22 protein-coding genes are annotated in these 24,300 nt (G+C 70.6%); 9 read left to right on the forward strand and 13 right to left on the reverse strand.

Going from position 1 to position 24,300, the window contains the following annotated elements:
• The first annotated feature begins 230 nt into the window (after window positions 1-230).
• From ACTWPV_RS33345 to ACTWPV_RS33365, 5 genes are all read left to right on the forward strand, one after another.
• Window positions 231-1,085: a hypothetical protein gene (locus ACTWPV_RS33345; protein ID WP_443154803.1), complete on the forward strand. Its 855-nt coding sequence runs from the start codon at window positions 231-233 to the stop codon at window positions 1,083-1,085.
• Between the two features lie 90 nt (window positions 1,086-1,175).
• Window positions 1,176-2,537, forward strand: coding sequence for an MFS transporter (locus ACTWPV_RS33350; RefSeq protein WP_347645357.1), 1,362 nt, complete (start codon window positions 1,176-1,178; stop codon window positions 2,535-2,537).
• 130 nt (window positions 2,538-2,667) lie between these two features.
• Window positions 2,668-3,216, forward strand: a complete 549-nt coding sequence (locus ACTWPV_RS33355; protein ID WP_347645359.1) for a DUF1707 and FHA domain-containing protein — start codon at window positions 2,668-2,670, stop codon at window positions 3,214-3,216.
• Window positions 3,217-3,330: 114 nt separating this feature from the next.
• A complete protein-coding gene (gene dacB / locus ACTWPV_RS33360) occupies window positions 3,331-4,875 on the forward strand; it encodes a D-alanyl-D-alanine carboxypeptidase/D-alanyl-D-alanine endopeptidase (RefSeq protein WP_443154804.1) in 1,545 nt (514 codons plus the stop codon).
• A 183-nt stretch (window positions 4,876-5,058) separates the two neighbouring features.
• The gene (locus ACTWPV_RS33365; protein ID WP_347645363.1) at window positions 5,059-5,811 is read left to right on the forward strand and encodes a CAP domain-containing protein; all 753 of its coding nucleotides are present in this window, start codon (window positions 5,059-5,061) and stop codon (window positions 5,809-5,811) included.
• A gap of 159 nt (window positions 5,812-5,970) precedes the next feature.
• On the opposite strand, the gene ACTWPV_RS33370 is transcribed toward ACTWPV_RS33365, so the two are convergent.
• From ACTWPV_RS33370 to ACTWPV_RS33385, 4 genes are read right to left on the reverse strand one after another with little or no spacing between them, the layout of a single operon-like run.
• Complete coding sequence (locus ACTWPV_RS33370; protein WP_347645364.1) at window positions 5,971-6,744, reverse strand: ABC transporter permease; 774 nt, start codon at window positions 6,742-6,744, stop codon at window positions 5,971-5,973.
• A complete protein-coding gene (locus ACTWPV_RS33375) occupies window positions 6,741-7,490 on the reverse strand; it encodes an ABC transporter permease (protein ID WP_347645366.1) in 750 nt (249 codons plus the stop codon). Before ACTWPV_RS33375 ends, ACTWPV_RS33370 begins: the two co-directional genes overlap by 4 nt.
• The gene (locus ACTWPV_RS33380; protein ID WP_443154805.1) at window positions 7,487-8,242 is read right to left on the reverse strand and encodes an ABC transporter ATP-binding protein; all 756 of its coding nucleotides are present in this window, start codon (window positions 8,240-8,242) and stop codon (window positions 7,487-7,489) included. Before ACTWPV_RS33380 ends, ACTWPV_RS33375 begins: the two co-directional genes overlap by 4 nt.
• The gene (locus ACTWPV_RS33385) at window positions 8,239-9,288 is read right to left on the reverse strand and encodes an ABC transporter substrate-binding protein (protein ID WP_347645370.1); all 1,050 of its coding nucleotides are present in this window, start codon (window positions 9,286-9,288) and stop codon (window positions 8,239-8,241) included. The genes ACTWPV_RS33380 and ACTWPV_RS33385 overlap by 4 nt, the downstream gene beginning before the upstream one ends.
• A gap of 217 nt (window positions 9,289-9,505) precedes the next feature.
• Here ACTWPV_RS33385 and ACTWPV_RS33390 point away from each other — a divergent pair, with 217 nt between their 5' ends.
• The gene (locus tag ACTWPV_RS33390) at window positions 9,506-10,687 is read left to right on the forward strand and encodes a metal-dependent hydrolase family protein (RefSeq protein ID WP_443154806.1); all 1,182 of its coding nucleotides are present in this window, start codon (window positions 9,506-9,508) and stop codon (window positions 10,685-10,687) included.
• Here the strand turns inward: ACTWPV_RS33390 and ACTWPV_RS33395 are convergent.
• Complete coding sequence (locus ACTWPV_RS33395) at window positions 10,652-11,818, reverse strand: PucR family transcriptional regulator (protein WP_443154807.1); 1,167 nt, start codon at window positions 11,816-11,818, stop codon at window positions 10,652-10,654. The two genes, ACTWPV_RS33390 and ACTWPV_RS33395, sit on opposite strands and share 36 nt — an antisense overlap.
• A gap of 165 nt (window positions 11,819-11,983) precedes the next feature.
• Here ACTWPV_RS33395 and ACTWPV_RS33400 point away from each other — a divergent pair, with 165 nt between their 5' ends.
• Window positions 11,984-12,973 (forward strand): adenosine deaminase, encoded by a 990-nt coding sequence (locus ACTWPV_RS33400; RefSeq protein WP_443154808.1) that lies wholly within the window; start codon window positions 11,984-11,986, stop codon window positions 12,971-12,973.
• Window position 12,974: 1 nt separating this feature from the next.
• Here ACTWPV_RS33400 and ACTWPV_RS33405 read toward each other — a convergent pair whose 3' ends face one another.
• Together ACTWPV_RS33405 and ACTWPV_RS33410 are read right to left on the reverse strand one after the other, a co-directional pair.
• Window positions 12,975-13,232, reverse strand: a complete 258-nt coding sequence (locus ACTWPV_RS33405; protein WP_443154809.1) for a hypothetical protein — start codon at window positions 13,230-13,232, stop codon at window positions 12,975-12,977.
• A gap of 314 nt (window positions 13,233-13,546) precedes the next feature.
• The gene (locus ACTWPV_RS33410; RefSeq protein ID WP_443154810.1) at window positions 13,547-13,798 is read right to left on the reverse strand and encodes a hypothetical protein; all 252 of its coding nucleotides are present in this window, start codon (window positions 13,796-13,798) and stop codon (window positions 13,547-13,549) included.
• A gap of 259 nt (window positions 13,799-14,057) precedes the next feature.
• Between ACTWPV_RS33410 and ACTWPV_RS33415 the strand changes: the two genes are divergently transcribed.
• A complete protein-coding gene (locus ACTWPV_RS33415; RefSeq protein ID WP_443154811.1) occupies window positions 14,058-15,281 on the forward strand; it encodes an acyltransferase family protein in 1,224 nt (407 codons plus the stop codon).
• On the opposite strand, the gene map is transcribed toward ACTWPV_RS33415, so the two are convergent.
• Window positions 15,268-16,035, reverse strand: coding sequence for a type I methionyl aminopeptidase (gene map, locus ACTWPV_RS33420; RefSeq protein ID WP_443154812.1), 768 nt, complete (start codon window positions 16,033-16,035; stop codon window positions 15,268-15,270). The two genes, ACTWPV_RS33415 and map, sit on opposite strands and share 14 nt — an antisense overlap.
• Before the next feature lie 271 nt (window positions 16,036-16,306).
• Window positions 16,307-16,972, reverse strand: a complete 666-nt coding sequence (locus tag ACTWPV_RS33425; RefSeq protein ID WP_443154813.1) for a TetR/AcrR family transcriptional regulator — start codon at window positions 16,970-16,972, stop codon at window positions 16,307-16,309.
• A 77-nt stretch (window positions 16,973-17,049) separates the two neighbouring features.
• Between ACTWPV_RS33425 and ACTWPV_RS33430 the strand changes: the two genes are divergently transcribed.
• Window positions 17,050-18,006, forward strand: a complete 957-nt coding sequence (locus ACTWPV_RS33430; protein WP_443154888.1) for an NAD(P)-dependent alcohol dehydrogenase — start codon at window positions 17,050-17,052, stop codon at window positions 18,004-18,006.
• A gap of 87 nt (window positions 18,007-18,093) precedes the next feature.
• Here the strand turns inward: ACTWPV_RS33430 and ilvC are convergent, their stop codons facing one another.
• From ilvC to ACTWPV_RS33450, 4 genes are all read right to left on the reverse strand, one after another.
• The gene (ilvC, locus tag ACTWPV_RS33435; RefSeq protein ID WP_347645544.1) at window positions 18,094-19,077 is read right to left on the reverse strand and encodes a ketol-acid reductoisomerase; all 984 of its coding nucleotides are present in this window, start codon (window positions 19,075-19,077) and stop codon (window positions 18,094-18,096) included.
• A gap of 23 nt (window positions 19,078-19,100) precedes the next feature.
• Window positions 19,101-19,625, reverse strand: a complete 525-nt coding sequence (gene ilvN / locus ACTWPV_RS33440; protein ID WP_347645385.1) for an acetolactate synthase small subunit — start codon at window positions 19,623-19,625, stop codon at window positions 19,101-19,103.
• The gene (locus ACTWPV_RS33445; protein WP_347645386.1) at window positions 19,618-21,357 is read right to left on the reverse strand and encodes an acetolactate synthase large subunit; all 1,740 of its coding nucleotides are present in this window, start codon (window positions 21,355-21,357) and stop codon (window positions 19,618-19,620) included. The genes ilvN and ACTWPV_RS33445 overlap by 8 nt, the downstream gene beginning before the upstream one ends.
• A 205-nt stretch (window positions 21,358-21,562) precedes the next feature.
• Complete coding sequence (locus ACTWPV_RS33450) at window positions 21,563-24,190, reverse strand: putative bifunctional diguanylate cyclase/phosphodiesterase (RefSeq protein WP_443154814.1); 2,628 nt, start codon at window positions 24,188-24,190, stop codon at window positions 21,563-21,565.
• Window positions 24,191-24,300 lie beyond the last annotated feature (110 nt).

The raw sequence follows: 24,300 nt of genomic DNA on the forward strand, positions 1-24,300 counted from the left end.
CCGGGACAGGCGGGCTTCGGGGGACTCGTCACACGTCCGGCCCCCCGACGGTCCCACAGAGTCTAACGGTCGCTTGTGAACGCGTTCACGAGGGACCCACGATGTGGGACAGGGGCGGCCGTACCCACCGGGCGGCAAACTCATCCATATCGCGGCCGTCTTTGTCTTGATCGGGAGATTTCTTCGCCATTAGCCTGATAAGCCGTGGCCGACTACCTATGGTTCGTCATATGAGCATCGGGAATCCTGCGCTTGCCGACGTGCTCGCCCAGCATGGCACCCCCCATCGCCTGCTGGGCGCTCTCGCCGACGGTGGAATCCTGGTGGCAGTGCGAACAGACCGTTCAGTCGTCCTGGGGACGACGCAAGCCGGTGACCGGGTCCTGCTCGGCTACACCGGCCCTGCCACCTATGCCAGGCACCGCGGCAGCCATTCCCTGTCGGCGTGTGACGCCGACACCATCCTGGACATCCAGCGCGTCACCGGCGTGCGGGAGATCGTGATCGACGCGGCCGGACCAGCCGCCGCGGCCGTGCCCATCGACGATCTCCAGCGCTTCCTCACCTCGACGCGCAGCGGACCGACGCCCGTGCTGTCGGGGGCGGCCCCCGCCGCCTACGCCACGGGCGCCATGGCCACCGTCTCGCGCGGTGCCGCGCTGGCCCAGGTCGCACCGCCCTCCACCCAGGCGCCCGCGTTCCCGTGGGTGCCCGCGCCCCGGCCGCACCTGTCGGGGCCCATGCAACAGGTGGACCCCGGCTACCGGCGGTGCGCGCACCCGATCCTGCCCGGGCTGCGGCAGGCGATCGCGCAACTGCTCATGGATTTCCCGCTCGTGCACCACGTGTGGATCTCCGAGGCGAGCACCGCGTCCGGCGCCCCCGGGATCATGCTGCACGTGAAGGTGCACATGTCCGCCGCCGAGGACGTCGTACGCGACCTGCACCGCCTGGTGCGGGCCCGGCTGCCGCAGTTCGCGGCGTCCGGCGCGCCGATCCTCATGGCCAGGGTGGCCGACACGCACAGCGAACGCCGGATGATCGAGATCGGCGCGCACGTGGTGTGCGCCGACGTCCGCGACTGACCTCCCGCACGCGGCGGGCCCGCGCGGGCCCGTCGCGCCACGCGGAACTGGGCCCTACCGAACAACGCTCTGTTCGGTTTCAATGAGGGCATGATCGCACCGGAGGCGAGCGCCTCCACGGTCCCCCGGAGCGTGCGCGTCGGCTACGGCGTGGGCTCGTTCTGCACCGCCACGGTGGGCGCCGTTCCCGGGCTGCTCCTGCTGTACTACATGACGAACTTCCTGGCCGTACCCGCATGGCTGGCCGGGGTGGTCGTGACCGCGCCCAAGGCCTGGGACCTCGTGATCAATCCGCTGGTCGGCCGCTGGTCCGACCGGACCAGATCGCGGCTCGGCCCGCGCAGGCCCTGGCTGCTCGCCGGCGCCTGCACGCTGCCGATCGCGTTCTTCCTGGTCTTCGCCGGGCCGCCGCTGACCGGCGTGCCCGCCGCGCTGTACGTCGGGGCGTGCTTCCTGGCCACGGCGACGGCGTACGCGCTGTTCGAGGTGCCGTACAAGGCGATGCCCGGCGAGATGACGCACGACTACCACGAACGCACCTCGCTGCTCCAGTGGCGGATGATCTTCATCGGCGCGGCCACCGCCATCAGCGGCGTGCTGGCCCCGGCCATCGTCACCAGCCAGGGCGGCGACGGCACGCTCGGCAGCTACCGGCTGATGGCCGCCACGATCGCGGCCGTCCTGCTGGTCTCGATGCTGGGCTCGTTCTTCGGCACCGCCCGCGCCCCGATGACCGGCGCGCCCGAGCCCGACCGAGGCGGGTGGCGGGAGCAGTTGGCGGCGGTCAGGGGCAACGCGCCGTTCCTCTGGATCACGGCGCTGGCCTGCACGCAGATGCTGGCCGTCAGCATGATGCTGGCGGCGGCGCCGTACTTCGCCACCTACACGATCGGCACGCCGGACGCCACGCAGACGCTGTTCGCGGCGCTGGTCGGCCCCATGCTGCTGACGATGCCGCTGTGGGTGCGGCTGTCCAAGCGGTTCGACAAGCGCGGCGCGATGGTGCTGGCCGCGCTGATGTTCGGGGGCGGCACCGCGGCGGCCATGGCGACCCCGCTCTTCGGCTCGTTGTACGCGCACGTGACGATCCTCGTCGTCGGCGTGGGCATCGCGGGCGTGCAACTGCTGCTGTTCTCCATGCTGGCGGACGTGATCGCGGTGGACGCGGCGAAGACCGGCAAGCGCAGGGCGGGCGTGCTGACCGGGTTGTGGACGGCCATCGAGAGCGGGGTCAGCTCGTTCGGCGCGCTGATCTTCGGCGTCATCCTGTCGCTCGGCGGCTTCATCGAGTCCGAACCGAGCAGGCCGGTCGAGCAGCCGGAGAGCGCGGTGACCGCGGTGCTCGTCGGGCAGACCACGGTCCCCGCGCTGATCATCCTGGCGTCGGTGGTGATGACGCTGAGATACCGCCTCACGCCACCCGGCGCGCCGGAAGCGGACGCGTCCGTGTGACTGGCCCGGCCGCACGGCGAGGCCGGCGTGCCTGGTCAACGTGGGTGCCAGGCATGCGCGCGCAGGACGGTCATCACCACCGATCCGCGTATTCTGGACAGGGAGCGCGGTTCAGGCCGATACTCGCTACATGAGCTCCACGCTTCCGCCCTTTCGTGCCTCGGATGGGGAACGCGACCGTGCGATCGACGAGCTCAGAGATCGCGCCGTAGAGGGGCGCATCTCCCACGACACGTTCGTGGGCCGGGTCGACCAGGTGCTCAGGGCGCAGAACCGCCACGAGCTCGACGAGGTGGTGGCCGACCTGCCGCGGCGGGCGACGGTCAGGCAGCGGCTGACCGACGCGGTGGCGGCGGTGTCGGAGTTCACCACCAGGGTGCAGTCGGCGTGGCGGCGGCCGCGGCTGCCCCGGCTGGCGCTGCCCGACGACGACCGGCTGCGTTACGTGGTGGGCAGGGGGTCGGCCTGCGACCTCGTGCTGTCGGACCTGACGGTCTCCCGCGTGCACGCCGAGCTGCGGCGCGAGAGCGACGGGTGGCTGCTGGTCGACCTGGGCTCGCTCAACGGCACCCGGCTCAACGGGTGGCGGCTGGTGGGGCCCGCCCGGGTCAGGTCGGGTGACGAGATCTCGTTCGGGGACTGCGGTTTTCTGCTCACGTCGGGCCTGCCGTCGATGTGACCGCTCCCGCATTCTCCAATAAATACGGATATTTGCGGATTACAGGCTGACGGTGCTGCTCCATGCTGCAGGCGATCCCCCAGTCATGCTGGAGCAGTCTTTCTTGGAGACCCCATGCGGCGCACCTCAGCATCCCTCGTCGCGGGCACGCTCGTCGCGGCCCTCGCGTGGGCGTCCAGCCCCTCCTCACCGGCCGTCGCGCTCGACCCCTCCGTGGGCGTGGCCGACCTGACCCAGGACCTCAACCAGATCCTCAGCGACTCGCGGCTCACGATCGCCAGGGCGGGCGTCGTCGTCAAGAGCGCGGAGAGCGGCGAGGAACTGTACGCCACCGACGCCGGCAAGCTGCTGATCCCGGCGTCCAACACCAAGCTGTTCACCTCGGCCGCGGCTGCCGAGACGCTCGGGCTCGACTACCGCTTCACCACCAGCGTGCTGAGCACCGGGCGCAAGGCCGGCAAGGTGCTGACCGGCGACCTGGTGCTGCGCGGCACCGGCGACCCGACCATGCTGGCCGAGGACTACGACGCGCTGGCCGCCAAGGTGGCCGGCGCCGGCGTCAAGGTCGTCACCGGCAAGCTCGTGGCCGACGACACCTGGTTCGACGCGCGGCGGCTCGGCAACGACTGGGCCTGGGACGACGAGACCGCGTACTACGCGGCCCCGATCTCGGCCCTGACCGCCTCTCCCGACAAGGACTACGACGCCGGCTCGGTGATCGTCGCGGTGTCGGCCGAGAACGGCAAGGTCAAGGTGACCACCACGCCCGACACCGGGTACCTGAAGATCGTCAACCGGGCGACGGCAGGCTCCGAGACCGACGTGCTCATCGAGCGGCAGCACGGCACCCGCACCGTCGTGATCACCGGTACGGTCGCGGACCCGTACCAGGAGTGGGTGGCCGTCGACGACCCCACGGCCTACGCCTCCTCGCTCTTCCGTGAATCGCTGGCCAGGCACGGCGTCAAGGTGCTCGGCCGCACGGTGACCGGCGCGGCGCCCGAGGGCGCCAAGGAGCTGGCCGAGCACGAGTCGATGACGCTGGGCGAGTTGCTGGTGCCGTTCATGAAGCTGAGCAACAACATCCACGCCGAGATCCTCACCAAAGCCATGGGCCGCAAGGCGGCGAACCAGGGCACGTGGGCGGCCGGGCTCAAGGTCACCACCGACTTCGCCAAGGCCAACGGGGCGCAGGTGATCAACATGCGTGACGGCTCGGGGCTGTCGCGCCGCGACGGCTTCTCGCCCGGCTCGATCGTGCAGTTCCTGTCGGCCGTACGCGGCAAGCCGTGGTTCGACACCTGGTACGAGTCGCTGCCCGTCGCGGGCAACGCCGATCGTTTCGTCGGCGGCACGCTGCGCAGCCGGATGCGCGACACCGCCGCCGCGGGCAACGTGCACGCCAAGACGGGCTCGCTGACCGGGGTAACGGCGTTGTCCGGCTACGTCACCAGCGCCGACGGCGAGCCGCTGATCTTCTCGATCATGCTGAACCAGTACCTGTCGGGGTCGCCGAAGGACATCGAGGACAAGATCGCCGTACGCCTCGCCCAGTTCTCCCGTACCTCGGCGGGCGGTGACCCCGTCCAGCTCCGCGCCACGGACCCGGGCCCGGCGGGCGACCTGGAGTGCTCCTGGCTGAAGCCCGCGCAGTGCTGACGCCGATCATCCTGTCGCGGACGCGGCGGCCTCCTGACGCGCAGGGGGTCGCCGCGGTTTACCCCCATAAGGCGTGCTGCATCACGATTCAGCCACTTGGAGCGGTCTTTTCAGGACATAGCAGACCTTGGAGCGCCAGAATGCGGTTCGACCTTGTGTGCAACCGCCGACCCGGAGGAGAGAATGCGCAGACAGCTCAAGGCATGGGCCTGCCTCGGGAGTCTGGCGGCACTGACCTTCCCCGCACCGGCCGCGCAGGCGGCCACGAGCGCGCAGGCCTGCCGGGTGGCCGCGGCCAAGCCCACGCTCTCCCACGGCTTCGTCCGCGGCACGGCCACCAGGGCGGGCTGCTCCGACAAGGCCCTGCTCCGGGTACGCATCGCGATGGCCGTGTCGGGCCCCGACCGGGTCGTCAAGAGCGGCTCCAGGACCGTCGGGACCGGCTCGCTCACCGCGCAGGTGCGCTGCACCACCACCCCCCGCACCTACTACGTGATCGCGCTCGACGCCAAGGGGCGCACCGGCAAGTCGCGCACGGCGCGGCTGGCGTGCGGCAAGTTCGCCTCGGCGACCGAGGATGCGCTCGTCAAGCTCACCAACAAGGCGCGGGCAGGGAACGACTGCAAGCCCCTGGCCCACGACCCCAGGCTGCACCTCGCCGCCGAGCGCCACTCGGCGGACATGGCGGCCAAGGGGCGTCTCAAGCACACCTCCGGCGGGCGCACGTTCGCGGAGCGCATCAAGGCGGTCGGCTTCTCCTACAGCCTGATCGCCGAGAACGTCGCCATGGGCTACCCCGCCGCCGCCACGGTGCTCAAGGACTGGCTGAAGAGCCCAGGCCACCGCAAGAACATCCTCAACTGCTCGTTCACCCACATCGGCGTCGGATACAGCGCCGAGAAGCAAGCCTGGACCCAGATCTTCGCCGCCCGCTGAAGCCCTCGCTTGAACCCCGCTGAAGCCAAGGGAGCGTCGGGCTTCACCGGCCTCCGTGCCGGTTCCCACCGCACGCCCACACGCTCCCCTCCGGGCGGGCCCGGCCGCGACTCCCCCCGCACGAAGGACCGCGGCCGGGCCCGCATCCTTCCTCCGGTGTCAGGCCCGGTCGGAGAAGCGGGCCAGCACCAGCGACTCGACCACGCCGACGACCGCGTACGCGAGGATCGACACGGCCGTGACCACCACGATGTCCGCCCACACCTCGTCGTAGCGGAATCCGCCGATCGCGCGCAGGATCTCCGCGCCGATCCCCTCGCCGGTGGCCAGCCATTCGGCGATGAGCGCGCCGATGATCGAGGCCGGCACCGAGATCCTGGCCGAGGCGAAGACCGCGGGCATCGCCGTCGGCACGGCCACCTTGCGCAGGACGGTCATGCGGGTGCCACCGTAGGCCATGACCAGGTCGGTGGCCTGCGGCGAGGCCGATCTCAGCCCGAAGACGATGTTGACCAGCGCGGGGAAGAACACCACGATGCCGCCGATGACGGCGACGCCCACCAGGTCCCTGCCGAAGATCAGCGTGATCAGCGGCGTCATCACCACGAGCGGCACCGAGCGCAGCAACATCGCGACCGGCATGAAGGTCTGCTCCACGGTCCTGAACAGCACGAACGTAACCGCGACGGCCATCGCGGCGACCATGCCCGAGGCGAACCCGACGGCGGCGTCCCTGACGGTGATGCCCAGCGCGCCGAACACGGCCTCGCGGTGGGCCGCCGACGCCGTCAGGTAGTCCCACACCTGCGGCGGGCGCTTGCCGACGAGCGGGCTGATGCCGAACGCCTCCAGCGCCAGCCACCACGCGGCCACGACGATGACCACGCACGGCGCGAGCGGCCCGACGACCCGCAGGATGGTACGGCCGATCACTGCGCCTCGCCTTTCGACCACGGGGTGACCACACGGGCGACGAGCGCGACGACGGCGTACCCGAGGCCGGCGATCAGCCCGGCCACGAGCGCCAACCCCCAGGTCCGCGGCACCTGGAACTGCTGCTGCGAGATCATCAGGGAGACGCCGATCCCCTGGTCGTTGCTGCCGAGATATTCGCCGATGATCGCGCCGAGCAGCGCCGAGGGTGCGGAGATCCTCAGGCCGGCGAACGTGCTGGGCAGGGCCGAGATGATCTGCACGTAGCGGAGCCTGGCCAGGCGGCCGCCGCCGTAGACGGTGACGAGGTCGAGACCGGCCTGGTCGGCGGAGCGCAGCCCGAGCAGGGCGCCGATGAGCGTGGTGAAGAAGACGGAGATGGCGGCCAGGAACACCACGGTGGCCTCGCCGCCGAAGACGACCAGCACGATGGGGCCGATGGCGAGCAGCGGGACACAGTAGCTGATCACGGCGAGCTGGGTGGCGACGGCTTCGAGCCGGGGCACGAGCAGCACCAGCAGCGCCACGCCGATGGCCAGCCCGTTGCCCCACAGGAAGCCCTGCGCCGCCGCGGACACGGTGGCGATGACGTTGGGGCCGTAGAAGGCCCACCCGTCGTCGCCCATCCCGGCCAGCACGGCCCACGGCGTGGGCACCGCTCCGCCGCCGGCGAACACCGTCACGGCCAGCAGCCACCACACCGCGACCAGGGCGACGACACCGGCCAGCCCCTGCGCCCGTCTCATGAGCCGTGCCCGAACAGCAGGTCGCTGAGGTGGTCATGAAGGGCGTGGAACTCCGGCGTACGCATCATGCCGGGCGTGCGCGGGCGCGGCAGGCCGACCTCCACCAGCTCGACGATCCGGCCGGGGCGCGGGCTCATGACGGCGACCACGTCCGACAGGAAGATCGCCTCGCCGATCCCGTGGGTGACCATCAGCGTGGTGGCGGGCTTCTCCGTCCAGATGCGCAGCAGTTCCAGGTTGAGCCGCTGCCTGGTCATGTCGTCGAGCGCGCCGAACGGCTCGTCGAGCAGCAGCACGCTGGGCTTGACGACGAGCGCGCGGGCGATGGAGACGCGCTGGCGCATGCCGCCCGACAGTTCGGCGGGCCTGGCCTTCTCGAACCCCTCGAGACCGACCAGCTTGATCAGGTCGTCGATGACGCCGGGCTCGGGCCTGATCCCGGCGACCTCCAGCGGCAGCCGGATGTTGGCGGCGACGCTCCTCCAGGCCAGCAGGGCCGAGTCCTGGAAGGCGATGCCGAGGTGGTGGCTCCTGCGCAGTTCGGCGGGCGTCTCTCCGTTCACCCGGATCTCGCCGCTGGTGGGCCGCTCCAGCCCGGCGAGCATGCGCAGCACCGTCGACTTGCCGCAGCCGGACGGGCCGAGCAGCGACAGGAACGAGCCCTTCGCCGTACGGAGGTCCACGCCGTCGACGGCGGTCAGGCCCTTGCCGAACGTCTTGCTCAGCCCGGTGACGCTGATGCCGCCGCTCATGAGAGCTTCAGGCTCGGGTCGGCCTTGTAGACCTCGTCCAGGACGGTCAGGTCGAACAGTTGCTCGGCCTTGATGGTCAGGCCGGCCTTGGCCAGCGAGGCGATGTTCTGCTCGATCAGCTCGGGCGTCATCGTGAACAGGCCGTTGGCCTCGACGTCGGGGGTGACGACGAGCTCGTTCTGCATCTTGGCCTCCTCGGTCTGCTCCTTGACGTCGAGGTTCTGGTCCTTGCCGTAGACGGTCGCGGCCAGCTCGGCCGACCTGGCCGGGTCGGCGACGGCGTCCTTCCAGCCCTTGATCTCGGCGGTCAGGAACGCCTTGAGCTTGTCGCGCTCGTTGTCGATGGTCTCCTGGGTGACCGTGAACGTCTCGGCGACCAGCGGCAGGCCGGCGTCGGCGAGCAGCAGGTGGGTGGCGTCGTGGCCCTCCATCTTCAGCCGTACGGGGCCGCTGGTGACGAAGCCGACGTAGCCGTCGAGCTGCCCGGAGGTCAGCATCGAGGGGTCGGACTGGAACGGCACCCGCGTCACGCTGCCCTCGTCGATGCCGTTGGCCTTGAGCAGCGCGTTCCAGACCAGCTCGTTGGAGTCCTGGACGCCGATCTTCTTGCCGGCCAGGTCTTCGGCGCTCTCGATCGGGTTCTTGCTCAGGGAGATGATGGCGAACGGGTTCTTCTGGAAGGTGGCGCCGACGATCTTCAGCGGGGCGCCCTGCAGCACGGCGGGGGCGGTGATGGTGGGTGCGGACAGGCCCGCCCAGCAGCGCCCGGTGGCCAGTCCCGACTCGACCGAGGTGCCGGAGCCGCCGCCCGACAGCAGCTCGACCTGGGAGAACCCGGCAGCCTTGTAGTAGCCCTTGCTGTCGGCGAAGTATTCGCCGGCGAACTCGACGTTCTTCTTCCAGGAGAGCTGGAGCTTGACCGAGCCCAGCCCGCCGCCGGAGGAGGAGCCGGCCGGCGAGCCGCTTTCGCCGCAGGCGGCCAGACCGAGCGCCAGACCGGCCAGGCCTGTCGTCCGCAGGAACGCGCGACGGTCGAAGGTAGCCATGATTCTCCTTGAGCGGCCGTGAAGGTGCAGGTCAGGACGTTATCTACCGATTATTACCATCAAGTGACGGTATTTTCGGACTTCTGGCCGGGCGGACGGCCGTCGCGCGAGATGGCGGAAAAACCGCTGGCGGCCCCTGTAGGTCCCTACGAGAGCGGGGGACGAGGACCGTAGATCCCTCCAGCGGCCTGGAGGCTCCGGTAGCGTCGGGCGTGAAATGAGACTCGACGGAATCCCCCTTTGGGACGGTACCGAACTTCGCGGCCCTGTCGATCTGAGCTGGGAGCCCGACAGGATCATCGACGTGAGCCCCGCCGCGCCGCGCCACGACGACCTGTGCGTCATCCCCGGCCTGGTGGACACGCACGTCCACCTGATCGGCCACGCAGGTCCCGGCGACCCGCCCGACTTCGCGACCTGGCCGCTGGTCACCACGCGCGACGAGCAGGTGCTGCACGGCGTCGCCCACGCCCAGCGGGCCATGCGGCACGGCGTCACGACGCTGCGCGACCTGGCAGGCGACGAGGCCCAGGTCGCGCTGCGCCGGGCCTTCGACGCCGGGGTGCTGCAGGGGCCGCGCGTCCAGGTGCACGGCGTGGTGGGGATGACCGCCGGGCACAACGACCTGTTCGTGCCGCCCGCCTCGCCGCAGCGCAAGCCCACGGCCGACGGGCCCGACGAGTGCCGCAAGCTCGTACGCACCTGGGCCAGGGCGGGCATGGACGGCATCAAGCTCACCACCAGCGGCGGCGTGCTGTCGATCGGCGACAGGAACGCCTGGCGCAACTACACCCGCGACGAGATCAGAGCCGTCGTGGACGAGGCGCACGCGCTCGGCATGCCGGTGGCCTCCCACGCCCATTCCGAGGAGGGCATCCGGGTGGCCGTCGAGGAGGGCGTCGACTCGATCGAGCACGGCACCCTCATGAGCACCGACCTGGCCGAGGTCCTGGCCGCCCGCCGCACCCCCGTGGCCCCGACGCTGCTCATCAACGAGGCCATCGCAGAAGGCCGCGTCCCGGTCACCCCCGAGGCCAGGGCCAAGGCCGCCGAGCTCGTCGCCACCCGTGACGTGCTGCTCGCCCAGGCGGCCGCTCTCGGCGTGCGGTTCGTGCTGGGCACCGACGCGAACGGCCACCACGTGCTGTTCGGCGACCAGCTCGCCGAGGTCCGCCACATGGCCGGGATCCTCGGCATGGACGCGGCGTCGGCGCTGCGCGCGGCCACCTCGGACGCGGCCGACTCGATCGGCATGCCCGTGGGCAGGATCGCGCCCGGGCTGGGCGCCGACCTCATCGTGCTGCGCGGCCGGCCGTGGGAGCGCATCGGCGACCTGGCCGCCGGCAACATCGTGGCCGTGGTGTCACGGGGCGCCGTCGTCGCGGGCGGGCTGCCCTGACCGGAGCGCCAGGTAGAGGTCCGTGCGGTCGCGCATCGACGCCATGCGGCGGCCGGTGAGCTCCTCGATCCGCTGCATCCGGTAACGCAGCGTGTTGACGTGGACGTACAGCTCGTCGGCCGTGCGCTGCCACGATCCGCAGGTCTCCAGGAACAGGTCGAGCGTGCGCAGCAGCTCGGAGCCGTGCCGCGCGTCGTAGTCCTCGACGGGGGCCAGCAGGCGGTCGCGGAACGACCGGCGCACGCCGGCCGGCAGCGAGGCCAGCAGCAGGTCGAAGCTGTCGATGTCGGCCACCGACATGATCGACACCGGCCCGGGCCCGCCCCTGGCCGACTCCATGCCGCGCCTGGCCGTCTCCAGCGCCTCGCCGAGCTGCGACACGCTGGCCGCCATCTCGCTGATGCCGGCCGCGATGCTCACTCCCGGGCTCGTCCCCCGGCTCACGCCCGACCGCCCGGCGACCAGCCCGCGCAGCTCGTCGGCCAGGCTCTTGCGCGATGCCCGGCCGTTGACCAGCACGATCGCCTCGCGCGGCGTGCCACCGACGATCAGGTGCCGCCCTTTCCTCGCCAGGCCCTCGTGCAGCAACTCCGGCAGGTCGAGCTCGGGGCCGCCGGTCCGGGTGACCGCCACGGCCGCGGTCGGCAGGCCGGGGTCGGCGCCCAGCAGCCGCATATGCGCTGAGACCTCGCCGGGCGGGATCTGGCCGAGGACGTCCAGCAACGTCTGCGCCCTGACCCGCTCGGCCCTGCGCTGCTCGGCGGCGAACCCCTCGACGGTCACCACCTCGGTGATCGCGCCGAACGACTGGTCGGGAGCGGCCAGCAGCAGCGGCAGCCGGCGCAGCTCGCACGCCTTGACCAGCTCCCGCGGCAGCTCGCCGAGCACGATCAGGCCCACGACCAGGCCGGCGGCGTCGCTGGCCCACAGCGCGTCGGCGAAGCGCTCGCAGTCGGGCGGCTCGGTGTACCAGACGCCGCTGGTCAGCACCAGGTCGCCGGACCGCAGGTAGCGGCGGGGGTCGGGCAGGTCGGTCGGGTAGGCGCGCCGGATCTCGCGGTCGAGTGCGGCATCACCTGTCACCAGCGTCAGCCGCAGGTCGTCGCGTGCGAGCAGATCCGCCAGCCTCATGAAATCCGATGGTATGCCAGGCCGCGCGGACGGCCGCCGGGGTGCCTACCACGGACGGGAGCGGAGCGGCTCGCTGAGAGGGAGGTTTCCGCACGGAAATCGCCCTGAGAGTTCGGAGGTTCGCACGATATCTGCCGGGCCGGGCGGTCCGGTTTACTCGGTGCCATGCGTCCCAAGGCGGAACTGCACCTGCACATCGAGGGCACCCTTGAGCCCGAGCTCGTCGTCGAGCTGGCCAGGCGTAACCGGATCGAGCTGCCGGCCTTCGACGTGGAGGCCGTCCGCGCCCGCAACGACTTCGCCGGCCTGCGCTCGTTCCTGGACGTCTACTACGACAACCTGGCGGTCCTGCGTACCGAGGAGGACTTCCACGACCTGGCCGCCGCCTACCTGCGGCGGGCCGCCGGGCAGGGCGTGCGGCACGCGGAGATCTTCTTCGACCCGCAGGCGCACACGAGCCGGGGCGTGCCGCTGGAGGCGGTGTTCGGCGGGTTGTCGGCGGCCCTGCACGGCAGCGACGTGTCGGCCGCGCTGATCCTCTGCTTCCTTCGTGACCGGGGCGCGGAGGAGGCGGAGCAGGTGCTGCGGGCGGCGCTGCCGTTCCGCGAGCACTTCATCGGGGTGGGGCTGGACTCGGCGGAGGTGGGATATCCGCCGTCGTTGTTCCGGCGGGTCTTCGACATGGCCGCCGCCGAAGGCCTGCACCGGGTGGCGCACGCGGGCGAGGAGGGCGGGCCCGACTACGTGTGGGAGGCGCTCGACGTGCTGGGGGTGGAGCGGGTGGACCACGGCATCAGGGCGATGGAGGATCCGCAGCTCGTGGCCAGGCTGAGGGACGAGCGGATCCCGCTGACCGTGTGCCCGCTGTCGAACGTGCGGCTGCGGGTGGTGCCGTCCCTGCGCGACCACATCCTGCCCGCGATGCTGGACGAAGGGCTGGTCGTGACGGTCAACTCCGACGATCCCGCCTACTTCGGCGGCTACGTCGAGGACAACTACGAAGCCTTGCGCCGGGAGCTGGGAATGACCGGCGAGCAGCTCGACCAGATCGCCGGCAACTCCTTCGCCGCGGCCTTCGCGTACGAGCCCCGGCACGGTGAAGGGGCCCACCCCGCAGGATGGGCCCCTCGTCATCACTCACCAGCTGAGATATGACCTAGCCGATGTTGCACTCCCTGTGCTCGTGGCTGAGCACGTGGTTCAGGACGTTGTCGAGGCCGATGCCTGCCAGGAGGCCGTGGGCGCTCTGGTGGTTGTCGACCTCCTTGCCGATGGTGCCGTCACCACACACGAGGATGATCCTCACGTCCTTGCCGCGGTGGTCGTGGTCGTCGTACGTCGCCGCGAGCGCGGAGCCGCCGGACATGAGCAGCCCTCCGACGAGCCCGGCCAGGATGAGCCCCGATTTGTACATGTCGTATCCCCTTTGGTACGTAATGACTACTCTCTGTAGCTACCGGGAGGTGTTTGCCCTGCCCCGCTCGCCGACAAACTCCCCGATCTTGTTCTTGACCTGCGCGAAAGCAGCACCTGGCAAAGCCGTGCCGGAGATCGTTTCACTTGACGATCATGTGTGCTCCACGGGGACGGCCTTGCCATTCGAGGCCGGGCACGGCGAAGGGGCCCATCCCGCAGGACGGGCCCCCGGTTGCGCACCCGCGGCCGGGCACGACGCAGGGGTCCACCCATCGGGCGGACCCCTGGTGTTCATCGGCCGGCAAAGCGACTTCAGCCGATGTTGCACTCCCTGTGCTCGTGGCTGAGGATGTGGTTCAGCGAGTTGCCGACGGCGATACCGAGCAGGCCGTTGGCGCTCTGGTGATTGTCGACCTTCTGCGCGACGTTTCCGTCGCCGCAGACGAGGATGATCCTCACGTCGCCGTCGCGGCCGTCGTTGTTGAACGTCGCAGCGGACGCGGCGCCGCCGGACATGAGCAGCCCCCCGACGAGCCCGGCCAGGATGAGGCCTGATTTGTACATGTTATCTCCTCTGGTACCTATTGACTACTCTCCGTAGCTACCGGGGTGAGAAATGCCCTGCCCCTCCCTTCGACAAACTCCGGCGTTTCGGTCTTGACCTGCGCGAAAGCAGCGCCTGGCATAGCCGTGCCGATGAACGTCCGGCTTGACCGTCAGGTGTGCTCCCGGGAGGAGCGGGCGAAGATCACATGACCGTTCCGCGACCATGGCGCGCGCCCCTCCTGTGGCCCCAGACTGGTGCCTGTCACGGGAGGCAATCATGACCGCAAGCACCGGATCGTCCGGAACCGCGACCGGCGGACGGCGCACCGAACTCGACGCCATGCGCGCTCTCGTGGTCGTCGGGCTGGTGTTCTTCCACGCGTCGCTGGTCTTCGACTCGCGCGACGACTTCTACGTCAAGAACGCCGAGACGACCGACATCACGTTCGTCATCGCGGCGCTCTGCGTGATCTGGGCGATGCCGCTGCTCTTCCTCATCGCCGGGCTGGGAGCGTGGCACTCCCTGCGCCGCCGGGGGCCCGGCGGGTTCGCCGTGGAACGATTAGCGCGGCTGGGCGTGCCGCTGCTGTTCGCCCTGGTCACGATGTTGCCGGTGCCTCAGTGGTTACGGCTGCGGGCCGATCCCGGCTATCGCGAGTCCTATCTGGAGTTCCTGCCGAAGTTCTTCGCCGTGCGGCCGGATCCGGACGACTTCCCGTTCGTCGTGGAGGGGGCGTACTTCGAGACCGGGCACCTGTGGTTCGTGGTGCTGCTGCTGACCTTCTCGCTCGTGCTCGCGCCGCTGGTGCGGTGGGTGCCGCGTGGCTGGGCGCTGCGCTCGCGCGAACGCCTGGTCGCGCTCTGCCGGCCGCGTGGCGCGATCCTGCTGCCCGGCCTGCCGATCGCGGCGATCTGCGCGGTCGCCGGCCTCGAGGAGGCGTTCGGCGGCTGGGACCGCTGGGCGTACCTGGTGTTCTTCCTGTACGGCTTCCTCCTCGTGACCGATCCCGCCTTCCGCGCGGCGATGCGGCGCAACCGGCGGATCGCGGCCGTCGCGGGCGCCGTGCTGATGCTGGTGGGGGTGCCGGGCTTCATCATCGCGGGCGACACCCCCGGCGCGGACGCGTTCACGGACCTCACCTCGCTCCCGATCGCGATGCGCACGTTGTACGGGCTGGCCGGATGGTGCTGGCTGGTCGCGATCCTCGGCGCCCTCGACCGCCCGCGCCCCGCCTCGACGCCGGCCAGGCCGCCGAACCGGCTCGCGGCCTCCGTGTCCGCCTACCTGGCGCCCGCCGTGCTGCCGCTCTACATCCTGCACCAGCCGGTCGTCGTGGCCGTGGCCTTCTTCGTGGCCGGCTGGCAGGCGCCGATCCTGGTCGAGTACGCGGTGATCGTGGCACTGTCGCTGGTGCTGACGGTGGCCGTCTACGACGTGCTGGTGCGCAGGACGCGGGTGACGAGGTTCCTGTTCGGGATGCGGGAGCCTACGGGACGGTGAGCACGACCGGGCCGTCGCCGGTGATGGCGACCGTGTGCTCGACGTGCACGCTCCTGCTGCCGTCGGCCGAGCACAACGACCACCCGTCGTCGGCCACGTAGTAGCCGTCGCCGCCGCCGGCCATCAGGCTCGGCTCGATCGCGATGACCAGGCCGGGCCGCAGGCGCAGGCCGCGGCCCCTGCGTGCCTCGTTGGGCACGAACGGCGACTCGTGCATGGCCCGCCCGATGCCGTGGCCGCCGAAGTCGTTCTGCATGCCGTAGCCGGCGCCGCGCCCGACCGTGGACATGGCGTGCCCGATGTCGCCCATCCTGCCGCCGGGCAGGGCCGCCTCGATGCCCGCGGCCAGCGTCTCCTCGGCGACCTTGATCAGTTTGAGGTCTTCCTCGCGGGCGTGGCCGACGGTGAAGCTGACGGTGCCGTCGGCGTGCCAGCCGTCGACGTAGGCACCGCAGTCGACGCTGATCAGGTCGCCGTCCCGCAGTTTGTACGCTGTCGGCAGGCCGTGCAGCATCACCCCGTTGACCGAGGTGCAGATCACACCCGGATAGGGCATCGCGCCGAAGGACGGGTGATAGCCGAGGAACGACGCCCCCGCGCGGGCCTCCTCGATGACGGTCCTGGCCACCTCGTCGAGCTGCTTCAGCGTCACCCCGATGCCGGCCCGCTCCCGCACCGCCGCCTGGACGGCGGCGACGACCTTTCCCGCCTCCCGCATCGCGGCTATCTCTCCGGCCGACTTGAGCTCGATCACGGCGCCTCCTCGCTCGATAACTATACCGGTATTATTATCACAGCCACGCGCGGCGTGAAGGGCGCTCAGCCGGTGATCTCCGGCGTGCACCCGTTCGAGGCGGCCGGGGGTCATTGTCAGTAACCGACCGAGCCCCAGCCGTGCACGAAGGTGCCGCGCGGGGCAAGCACGCGCCGACAGGCAGATAACGAACGATTCGCAATATTGCCGGGGATAAGGTGCTATTTCTGCGCGCTGCGGGTGAAATCTTCTTTTACGCCGACGCAGGCGATCAGCACATCGGGTACAGGCCGACAGGGGCGGGTGGCGGCAGCGGATCGGCGGGATCGGGCCGGTCGACGCGGAAGGCCTGCAACAGGTACGCGACATGCCGCCGGGACGCGGCCAGCCTTCCCTCCGGGGAGCCGGTCGCCAGACCACCGTTGGCCATGAGCAGCAGCGTCAGATCCGACCGGTCGAAGTCGGCACGCAACCGCCCGGCTGCCTTGGCGCGGCGTACCAGCTCGGCGAAGCCCTGTTCGGCGTGCGCACGCACGTCCTCGACGCCCTCCTCGGAGGAGAACCGCGCCAGCAGCGCCACGGTGAAGCCGCGTTCGACCACCTGCATGGCGGTCAGCTTCTCGATGAGCGTGCGGAATCCCCGCCACGGATCGGGATCGGCCAGCGCGTCGTCGATGACCGAGGCGCACACGCTCAGCTCGTCGGAGAACACCTCCGCGATCAGCGACTCGCGCGTCGGGAAGCGGCGGTAGAGGGTGGCGACGCCGACTCCGGCACGGCGGGCGATCGCGGCCATCGGCACGTCGAGACCGCGGGCGGCGAACGCCTCGCGCGCGGCTTCGAGGATGCGGTTGCGGTTGTGCAGCGCGTCGGCGCGGAGCCCGGCCGTGGTCGTGCCCGCCGCAGCAGGCCGCATCCGAGAGGAGGCAGCAGGCATGTCTCTCACATTAGCCCAGAGCGGACCGGCTGCTCCGTTTCCCGCCTAGCCTCACGGGCATGCGGACAGCGACAGAGATGCGTGCGGCCCTCTTCGACCGGTACGGCCCGCCGGAGGTGCTCCACGAGGGCACGGTGCCCGCCCCCGCGCCCGGCCCCGGCGAGGTCCTGGTACGGGTCCACGCCACCAGCGTCAACGGAGGCGAGCTCCACGGCCGCGCCGGCAGGCTGCGCCTCGTGACGGACCTCGTGCAGCGCGGGTTCCCCAAGCGCACCGGGATGGACTTCGCCGGCGAGGTGGCCGCCCTGGGCTCCCCCATGTCAGGGCTGAAGGTCGGCGACCGGGTCTGGGGCGGTCTGCCGAGGACGTTCGGCGCCGCCGCCGAGTTCGTCGTCGTACGCCCCCGGCACCTGGCCTTCGCCCCGGACGGGCTGGACCTCGTACGGGCGGCCGCCCTGCCGGGCGTGGGCACGACCGCGATCACCGCGCTGCGGGACAAGGCCCGGCTCACGCCGGGCGAGCGGCTGCTGGTGCGCGGCGGGAGCGGCGGTGTCGGCCACGTCGCCGTCCAGCTCGGACGCGCGTACGGCGCGCACGTCACCGCGCTCGCCGGGAGCCGGAATCTCGGCTTCGTCCGGGACCTCGGCGCCGACGAGGCCTTCGACTACGCCACCACCGCGCCGGGCGACCTCGGCAGGTTCGACGTCGTGCTGGACACGGTCGGCACCGGCATGGGCGCCTACCGGCGGCTGCTCGCTCCGGGAGGGCGCATGGTGGGGATCGCTTTCGACGTGGGCAACCCGGCGGCGTCGATCTCGTACGTGCTCGCTTCGGCGGTGTTCGGTCCGCGGCGGGTGCGCTTCTTCAGCGGCGAGCCCGTCCATGACCTGCTGGCCGAGCTGGCCCGGCTGGTCGAGGACGGGGCGATCCAGCCCGTCGTCGACACGGTCTATCCGCTCGCCCGCATCGCCGAGGCGCACCGCGCTCTGGAGGCGGGAGGCGTACGCGGAAAGCTGGTCGTGGAGATCGGGTAGCCGCGCCGGACCGCCCAGGACGGTGCTCACGACGCGCCAGGACCGGCGGGCGGGCCTGTGCACCCGCCCGCCGGTCCCGGTGAAATCTCAGGCCTTCAGCCAGCTCATCATCGGGCGGAGCTTGGCGCCGGTCTTCTCGATCGGGTTGTCGGCCAGCTCCTCGCGCTTGCGGTGGAACTCCTTCTGGCCGCCGTCGAACTCCTCGACGAGCTGCCGGGTGAAGGTGCCGTCCTGGACCTCGGCCAGAATCTGGCGCATCGCCTGGCGGGACTCCTCGCCGATGACGCGCGGGCCGCGGGTGTAGCCGCCGTACTCGGCGGTGTCGGACACCGACCAGTACATCTTCGACAGGCCGCCTTCGTACATGAGGTCGACGATCAGCTTCATCTCGTGCAGGCACTCGAAGTAGGCGACCTCGGGCTGGTAGCCGGCCTCGATGAGCGTCTCGAAGCCCGCCTTGATCAGCTCGGAGACGCCGCCGCACAACACGACCTGCTCGCCGAACAGGTCGGTCTCGGTCTCCTCCTTGAACGTCGTGCGCAGCGCGCCGGCGCGCGTGCCGCCGATGCCCTTCGCGTACGACAGCGCCAGGTCGAGCGCCTTGCCCGAGGCGTCCTTCTCCACGGCCACGAGGACCGGCACGCCGCGGCCGGCCTCGAACTGGCGGCGCACGAGGTGGCCAGGGCCCTTGGGCGCGACCATGCACACGTCGACGCCCTCTGGGGCCTCGATGAGGCCGTAGCGGATGTTCAGGCCGTGCCCGAAGAACAGCGCGTCGCCCTCGACGAGGTTGGGCGCCACGTGGTCGGCGTAGAGACTGCGCTGGATGTGGTCGGGAGCCAGGATCATGGTGAGGTTGGCCTCTTCGACCGCCTCGGACGGCGTGACGACGCGAAGGCCGTCGTTCTCCGCCTTCTCGCGGCTCTTGGAGCCCTCCGGCAGGCCGACGCGCACGTCGACGCCGGAGTCACGCAGGGAGAGCGCGTGGGCGTGGCCCTGGCTGCCGTACCCCAGCACGGCCACGTGGCGCCCCTGGATGATCGACAGGTCGGCCTGGTCGTCGTAGTAGATCTCGGTCACTTGCTCAAAACCTTTCAGGCGGTACGGTCCAGTGCCCTGAGGGACCGGTCGGTGATGGAACGGGCGCCGCGGCCGATGGCCACCATGCCCGACTGTACGAGTTCTTTGATGCCGAACGGCTCGAGGACCTTCACGAACGCCTCGAGCTTGTCGGTGGTGCCGGTGACCTCGATGGTCACGGCGTCGGCCGCCACGTCGATGCAGCGGGCCCGGAAGAGCTGGACGAGCTCCAGCACGTGGGAGCGGCTGTCGGCGTCGGCCCGCACCTTGATCAGCATCAACTCGCGCTGCACGGACTGCGACGTGTCGAGCTCGACGATCTTGAGCACGTTCACCAGCTTGTTGAGCTGCTTGGTGACCTGCTCGAGAGGCAGCTCCTCGACGCTGACCACGATCGTCATCCGCGAGATGTCGTCGTGCTCGGTCGGGCCGACCGCCAGCGAGTCGATGTTGAACCCCCGGCGGCTGAACAGCGCCGACACCCGCGCGAGCACGCCCGGCTTGTTCTCGACAAGCACGGAGAGCGTGTGTCTAGTCATCCTCGTTCTCCCACTTCGGCGCCATGTCACGGGCGATCTTGATGTCGTCGTTGCTGGTGCCCGCCGCGACCATGGGCCAGACCATGGCGTCCTGGTGGACGACGAAGTCGACCACGACGGGAACGTCGTTGATCTCCATGGCCTTCTCGATCGTCGCGTCGACGTCTTCTGGACGCTCGCAACGCAGGCCCACACAACCATAGGCCTCGGCCAGCTTGACGAAATCCGGGATGCGGCGCGTCGTCTGCAGGTTGGTGTTGGAGTAACGCTCGTCGTAGAAGAGCGTCTGCCACTGGCGGACCATGCCGAGGTTACCGTTGTTGATGACGGCGATCTTGACCGGCACGCCCTCGATGGCGCAGGTGGCGAGTTCCTGGTTGGTCATCTGGAAGCAACCGTCGCCGTCGATGGCCCAGACCGTGGCGTCGGGGCGGCCCATCTTCGCGCCCATCGCGGCCGGCACGGCGAAGCCCATGGTGCCCAGCCCGCCGGAGTTGATGAACGTGCCGGGCTTCTCGTAGCCGATGAACTGCGAGGCCCACATCTGGTGCTGCCCCACGCCTGCCACGTAGTAAGCCTCGGGGCCGGCGATGGCGCCCAGCCGCTCCATCACGTACTGGGGCGCCAGCGAGCCGTCCTCCCACGTGTCGTAGCCCAGCGGGTAGGTCGCTTTGTAGCCGTTGAGCGCCGTCCACCAGTCGGTGTAGTCGCCGCGCTCGCCCGAGGCCTGGATCGTGCTGACGAGGTCGCTGATGACCTCCTTGCAGTCGCCCACGATCGGGACGTCGGCGTGGCGGTTCTTCGAGATCTCCGCCGGGTCGATGTCGGCGTGCACGATCTTCGCGCGCGGCGCGAACGACGACAGCTGGCCGGTCACCCGGTCGTCGAAGCGCACGCCCAGGCCGACGATCAGGTCGGACTGCTGCAGCGCGCCGACGGCCGAGACGCTGCCGTGCATCCCCGGCATCCCCATGTGCTGGGGGTGGCTGTCGGGGAAGGTGCCCCTGGCCATCAGGGTGGTGACGACCGGGATGCCGGTCAGCTCGGCCAGCTCCAGCAGCTCGGCGGACGCGCCCGCCTTGTGCACGCCGCCGCCGACGTACAGGACCGGGCGCCTGGCCTCGGCGATCAGCTTGGCGGCCTCGCGGATCTGCTTGGAGTGGGGCCTGGTCACGGGGCGGTAGCCGGGCAGTTGCATGACCGGCGGCCAGGAGAAGGTGGTCTCCGCCTGCAGCGCGTCCTTCGAGATGTCGACGAGCACGGGCCCCGGACGGCCGGTCGAGGCGATGTGGAAGGCCTCCATGATCGTACGCGGGATGTCCGCGGGATCGGTGATCAGGAAGTTGTGCTTCGTGATCGGCATGGTAATGCCAGAGATGTCGGCTTCCTGGAAGGCGTCGGTGCCGATGGATCCGCTCGCCACCTGACCGGTGATCGCCACGATCGGCACGGAGTCCATGTACGCGTCGGCGATCGGGGTCACCAGGTTGGTGGCGCCGGGGCCGCTGGTCGCCATGCACACCCCGACCCGGCCCGTCGCCTGCGCGTAGCCCTCGGCGGCGTGGCCTGCGCCCTGCTCGTGGCGTACGAGGACGTGCCGGACCTTGGTCGAGTCGTAGAGAGGATCGTAGGCCGGCAGAATGGCGCCGCCTGGGATCCCGAACACTGTGTCGACGTCCATGTGCTCCAGCGCCCTCACCAGGGACTGCGCACCTGTCATGCGTTCGGTCATCGGCTCGTTCCTTGCGTGGCTACTCGCTTAAGGACATAAAAAAGGCCCCGTCCCACCATGGTGGTGGGCCTGGGGCGGCGCGCAGGTCGTCGTGCTTCGCTATCGGCCTGCGCGCCGGCGAAGTACTACGAGAATCTCACTGCGAAGCATGGCTTACACGATAGCCGCTCCGAACGCCCCAGTGTCAACTTGGTGGACACATGTCTCAAACGGTGAGACTCGTCCGCATCAGGGAGTCGACCCCGCGGGCCGCCATGGGCCTGGCCACCAGGAAGCCCTGCCCCCGCGTGCAACCCATCTGCTTGAGCAGCTCCAGCTGCTCGGGACGCTCGATGCCCTCGGCCACCACGATGAGCCCGAGGTCGTGGCCGAGCCGCACGATCGTGCGCGTGAGCAGCGACAGCGTGTCGTCCTTGCCGAGGCCCGACACGAACGACGGGTCGATCTTGATCATGTCGACCGGGAGTTGCCGCAGGAACGCCAGCGAGGCGTAGCCGGTGCCGAAGTCGTCGATGGCCAGGCGCACGCCGAGCGCGCGCAGCTCGGACAGCCGCTTGATGGTCTCCTCGGCGTCTTCGACCAGCATCTCCTCGATCACCTCGAGGGTGAGCGCGGAGGCGGGCAGCCCGCTCTCGGCCAGCGCCTCCTCCACGGTCTCGACGAACCGGGGCGCGGTGATCTGGCGGGCCGACAGGTTGAGCGACAGGCCGATGTCCCAGGACTCGGCCCGCCAGGCGGCCACCTCGCGGCACGCCTCGCGCAGGATCCACTCGCCCAGCGGCACGATCAGCCCGGTGTCCTCGGCCGGGCCGAGGAACTGCTCGGGAGGCACGAACACCGACCCGCGCCACCACCGCACCAGTGCCTCGACCGCGGTCACCCGCGACGTGGCGAGGTCGACCACCGGCTGGTACTCGATCGCGAACTGCTGGTCGATCAGGGCCCGCTGCAGGTCGGCGGCCAGCTCCAAGCGGCGCACGACGTCGGCGTGCATCTGCGCGGCGAACACCTCGACCCGCCGCCCGCCGAGCTCCTTGGCGCGTGCCATGGCGACGTCGGCGTTGCGGATGAGGTCGCCCGCGGGCATGTCGTCCTCGGTGAAGGCCACGCCCACGCTGGCGGTCAGGGCCACGTCGCGGTCGGCGACGCGGAACGGCTCCTGCGAGACCGCGCGGACGAGCCGCTCGGCCAGGTCGACCGCGAGCTGCGCCTCACCGCCCGTCTCCACCAGCACCGCGAACTCGTCTCCGCCCCACCTGGCCAGCGTGTCGTCGGCCCGGACGGCGCCGCGCAGCCGCCTGGCCGCCTGGCCGAGGAGGTAGTCGCCGCTGGCGTGGCCGACGGAGTCGTTGACCGAGGTGAACCCGTCGAGGTCGAGGAAGATGACCGCGGTGTTGGCCCCTCCGGTGCCCGGCGTGCGGCCGGAGAGCACCTCACGGGTGCGCTCCTCGAAGTAGGCGCGGTTGGGCAGCCCGGTGATGCCGTCGTGGAAGGTCAGGTGGGCGACCTGGTTGCGCAGGGCCTCCTCGTCGCTGACGTCTCTGGTGGTCACCAGCATCAGCTCGTCGCCGCGGACGTGGCGGGTGGCCACCGACTCGGTGGGGCGCCAGGTGCCGTCGGCGGCCCGCACCCGGCACGCGATCAGGCAGGCGCCCGGCGAGGCGCCCTCCTCGTCGAGGTGCATGGCCCGCATCGCGACCTGGATGCCGGGCACGTCCTCCGGGTGGATGTAGTCGAAGATCGACCCGCCCACCAGCTGGTCGGGGCGGTAGCCGTAGGTGGCCTCGACCCCGGCGCCGATCTCGCGCACCACGCCCTCGTAGTCGCACAGGAACACCACGTCGCCGGTGCTCTCCGCCAGCTCCCTGAGCTGCCGCTCGCCGAGCTTGACCAGACCGCGCAGGCGCAGGTTGGTCGCCGACACCACGAACAGGCGCACGAGCAGGAGCAGCACGACGGAGACCGCGACCACCACGACGCCGGTGACCACCGGCCCTTTCGGCCCTCCCGCCAGGTGCGCGAGCAGCGTGCAGGCCGCGATCGCGACCATCGCCAGCGGCACCACGCCGATCACGCCGGCCACGGCGGGCCCGCCCGCCTGCCTGCCGGGCGGACCCCACGGGACGGCGGCCAGGAGCAGGAACGCGACCGGCGCGAGCATGACGCTCCAGAGCGGCGCGTCGCCTCCGTCGAGCCGCGCCACCGCGACCGCCAGGCCCGCCACGGTCATGGTGGCGAGCACGCCGACGCCGGCCAGCCCGAGCAGCCATGAGGTGGCCTTGCTGGTGAGCACGGACGGGATGACGGCGAACGTGACCAGCAGCGCGATCATCGGTGGCAACATCACGAACGTGAAGGCGGCGGGGTCGGCCGCGTTGGCGTAGACGTGGCGCAGCGCCACCACCCAGCCGATCAGGAAGAGCGAGGCGGCGCACAGGTAAGCATCGGTGACCTGCCGTAAAACGGCTCGCGCCGGGAACTTGCGGTCGGCGGCGATCAGCGCGCCACCGGCCGTGACACCGGCGCCGAGCAGCACGAACATGTCGGCGAAGCTGACCACGAAGCTTTCGGCGAAGGGACGCAGCGCCACACCGGCGGCCCAGATGACGGCGCCGCCGCCCATCCAGCGCGCGCCCATCGCCATGGGGCGATGCGCGGCCGACTTCACCGAGGCGATCAGCAGGGCGGTGGCGGCGGCCAGCGCCCCGAGCCCTCCCGCGACCGCGCCGGTGAGCAAGGGCTGACCGCCCGCGAGTAGCGCGGCGGCGAACGCCACCGCGCCGACCGCCGCCGCCGCGGTCAGCGGCACCCGTGGATCACGCCAGCGGATCACAGTCGTTGCCCATCCCGTCTCGTCCTCTGTGCCCATGACCCGCCGAAGCCCGGCGGACCACTTCGCCAGTGTGTGCGGTTGTGGGTGCGCGGGTGGTGACAACGCCGATG

The organism is Nonomuraea sp. KM88, from assembly GCF_052245635.1.
In the GTDB taxonomy this organism is placed as follows: Bacteria; Actinomycetota; Actinomycetes; order Streptosporangiales; family Streptosporangiaceae; genus Nonomuraea.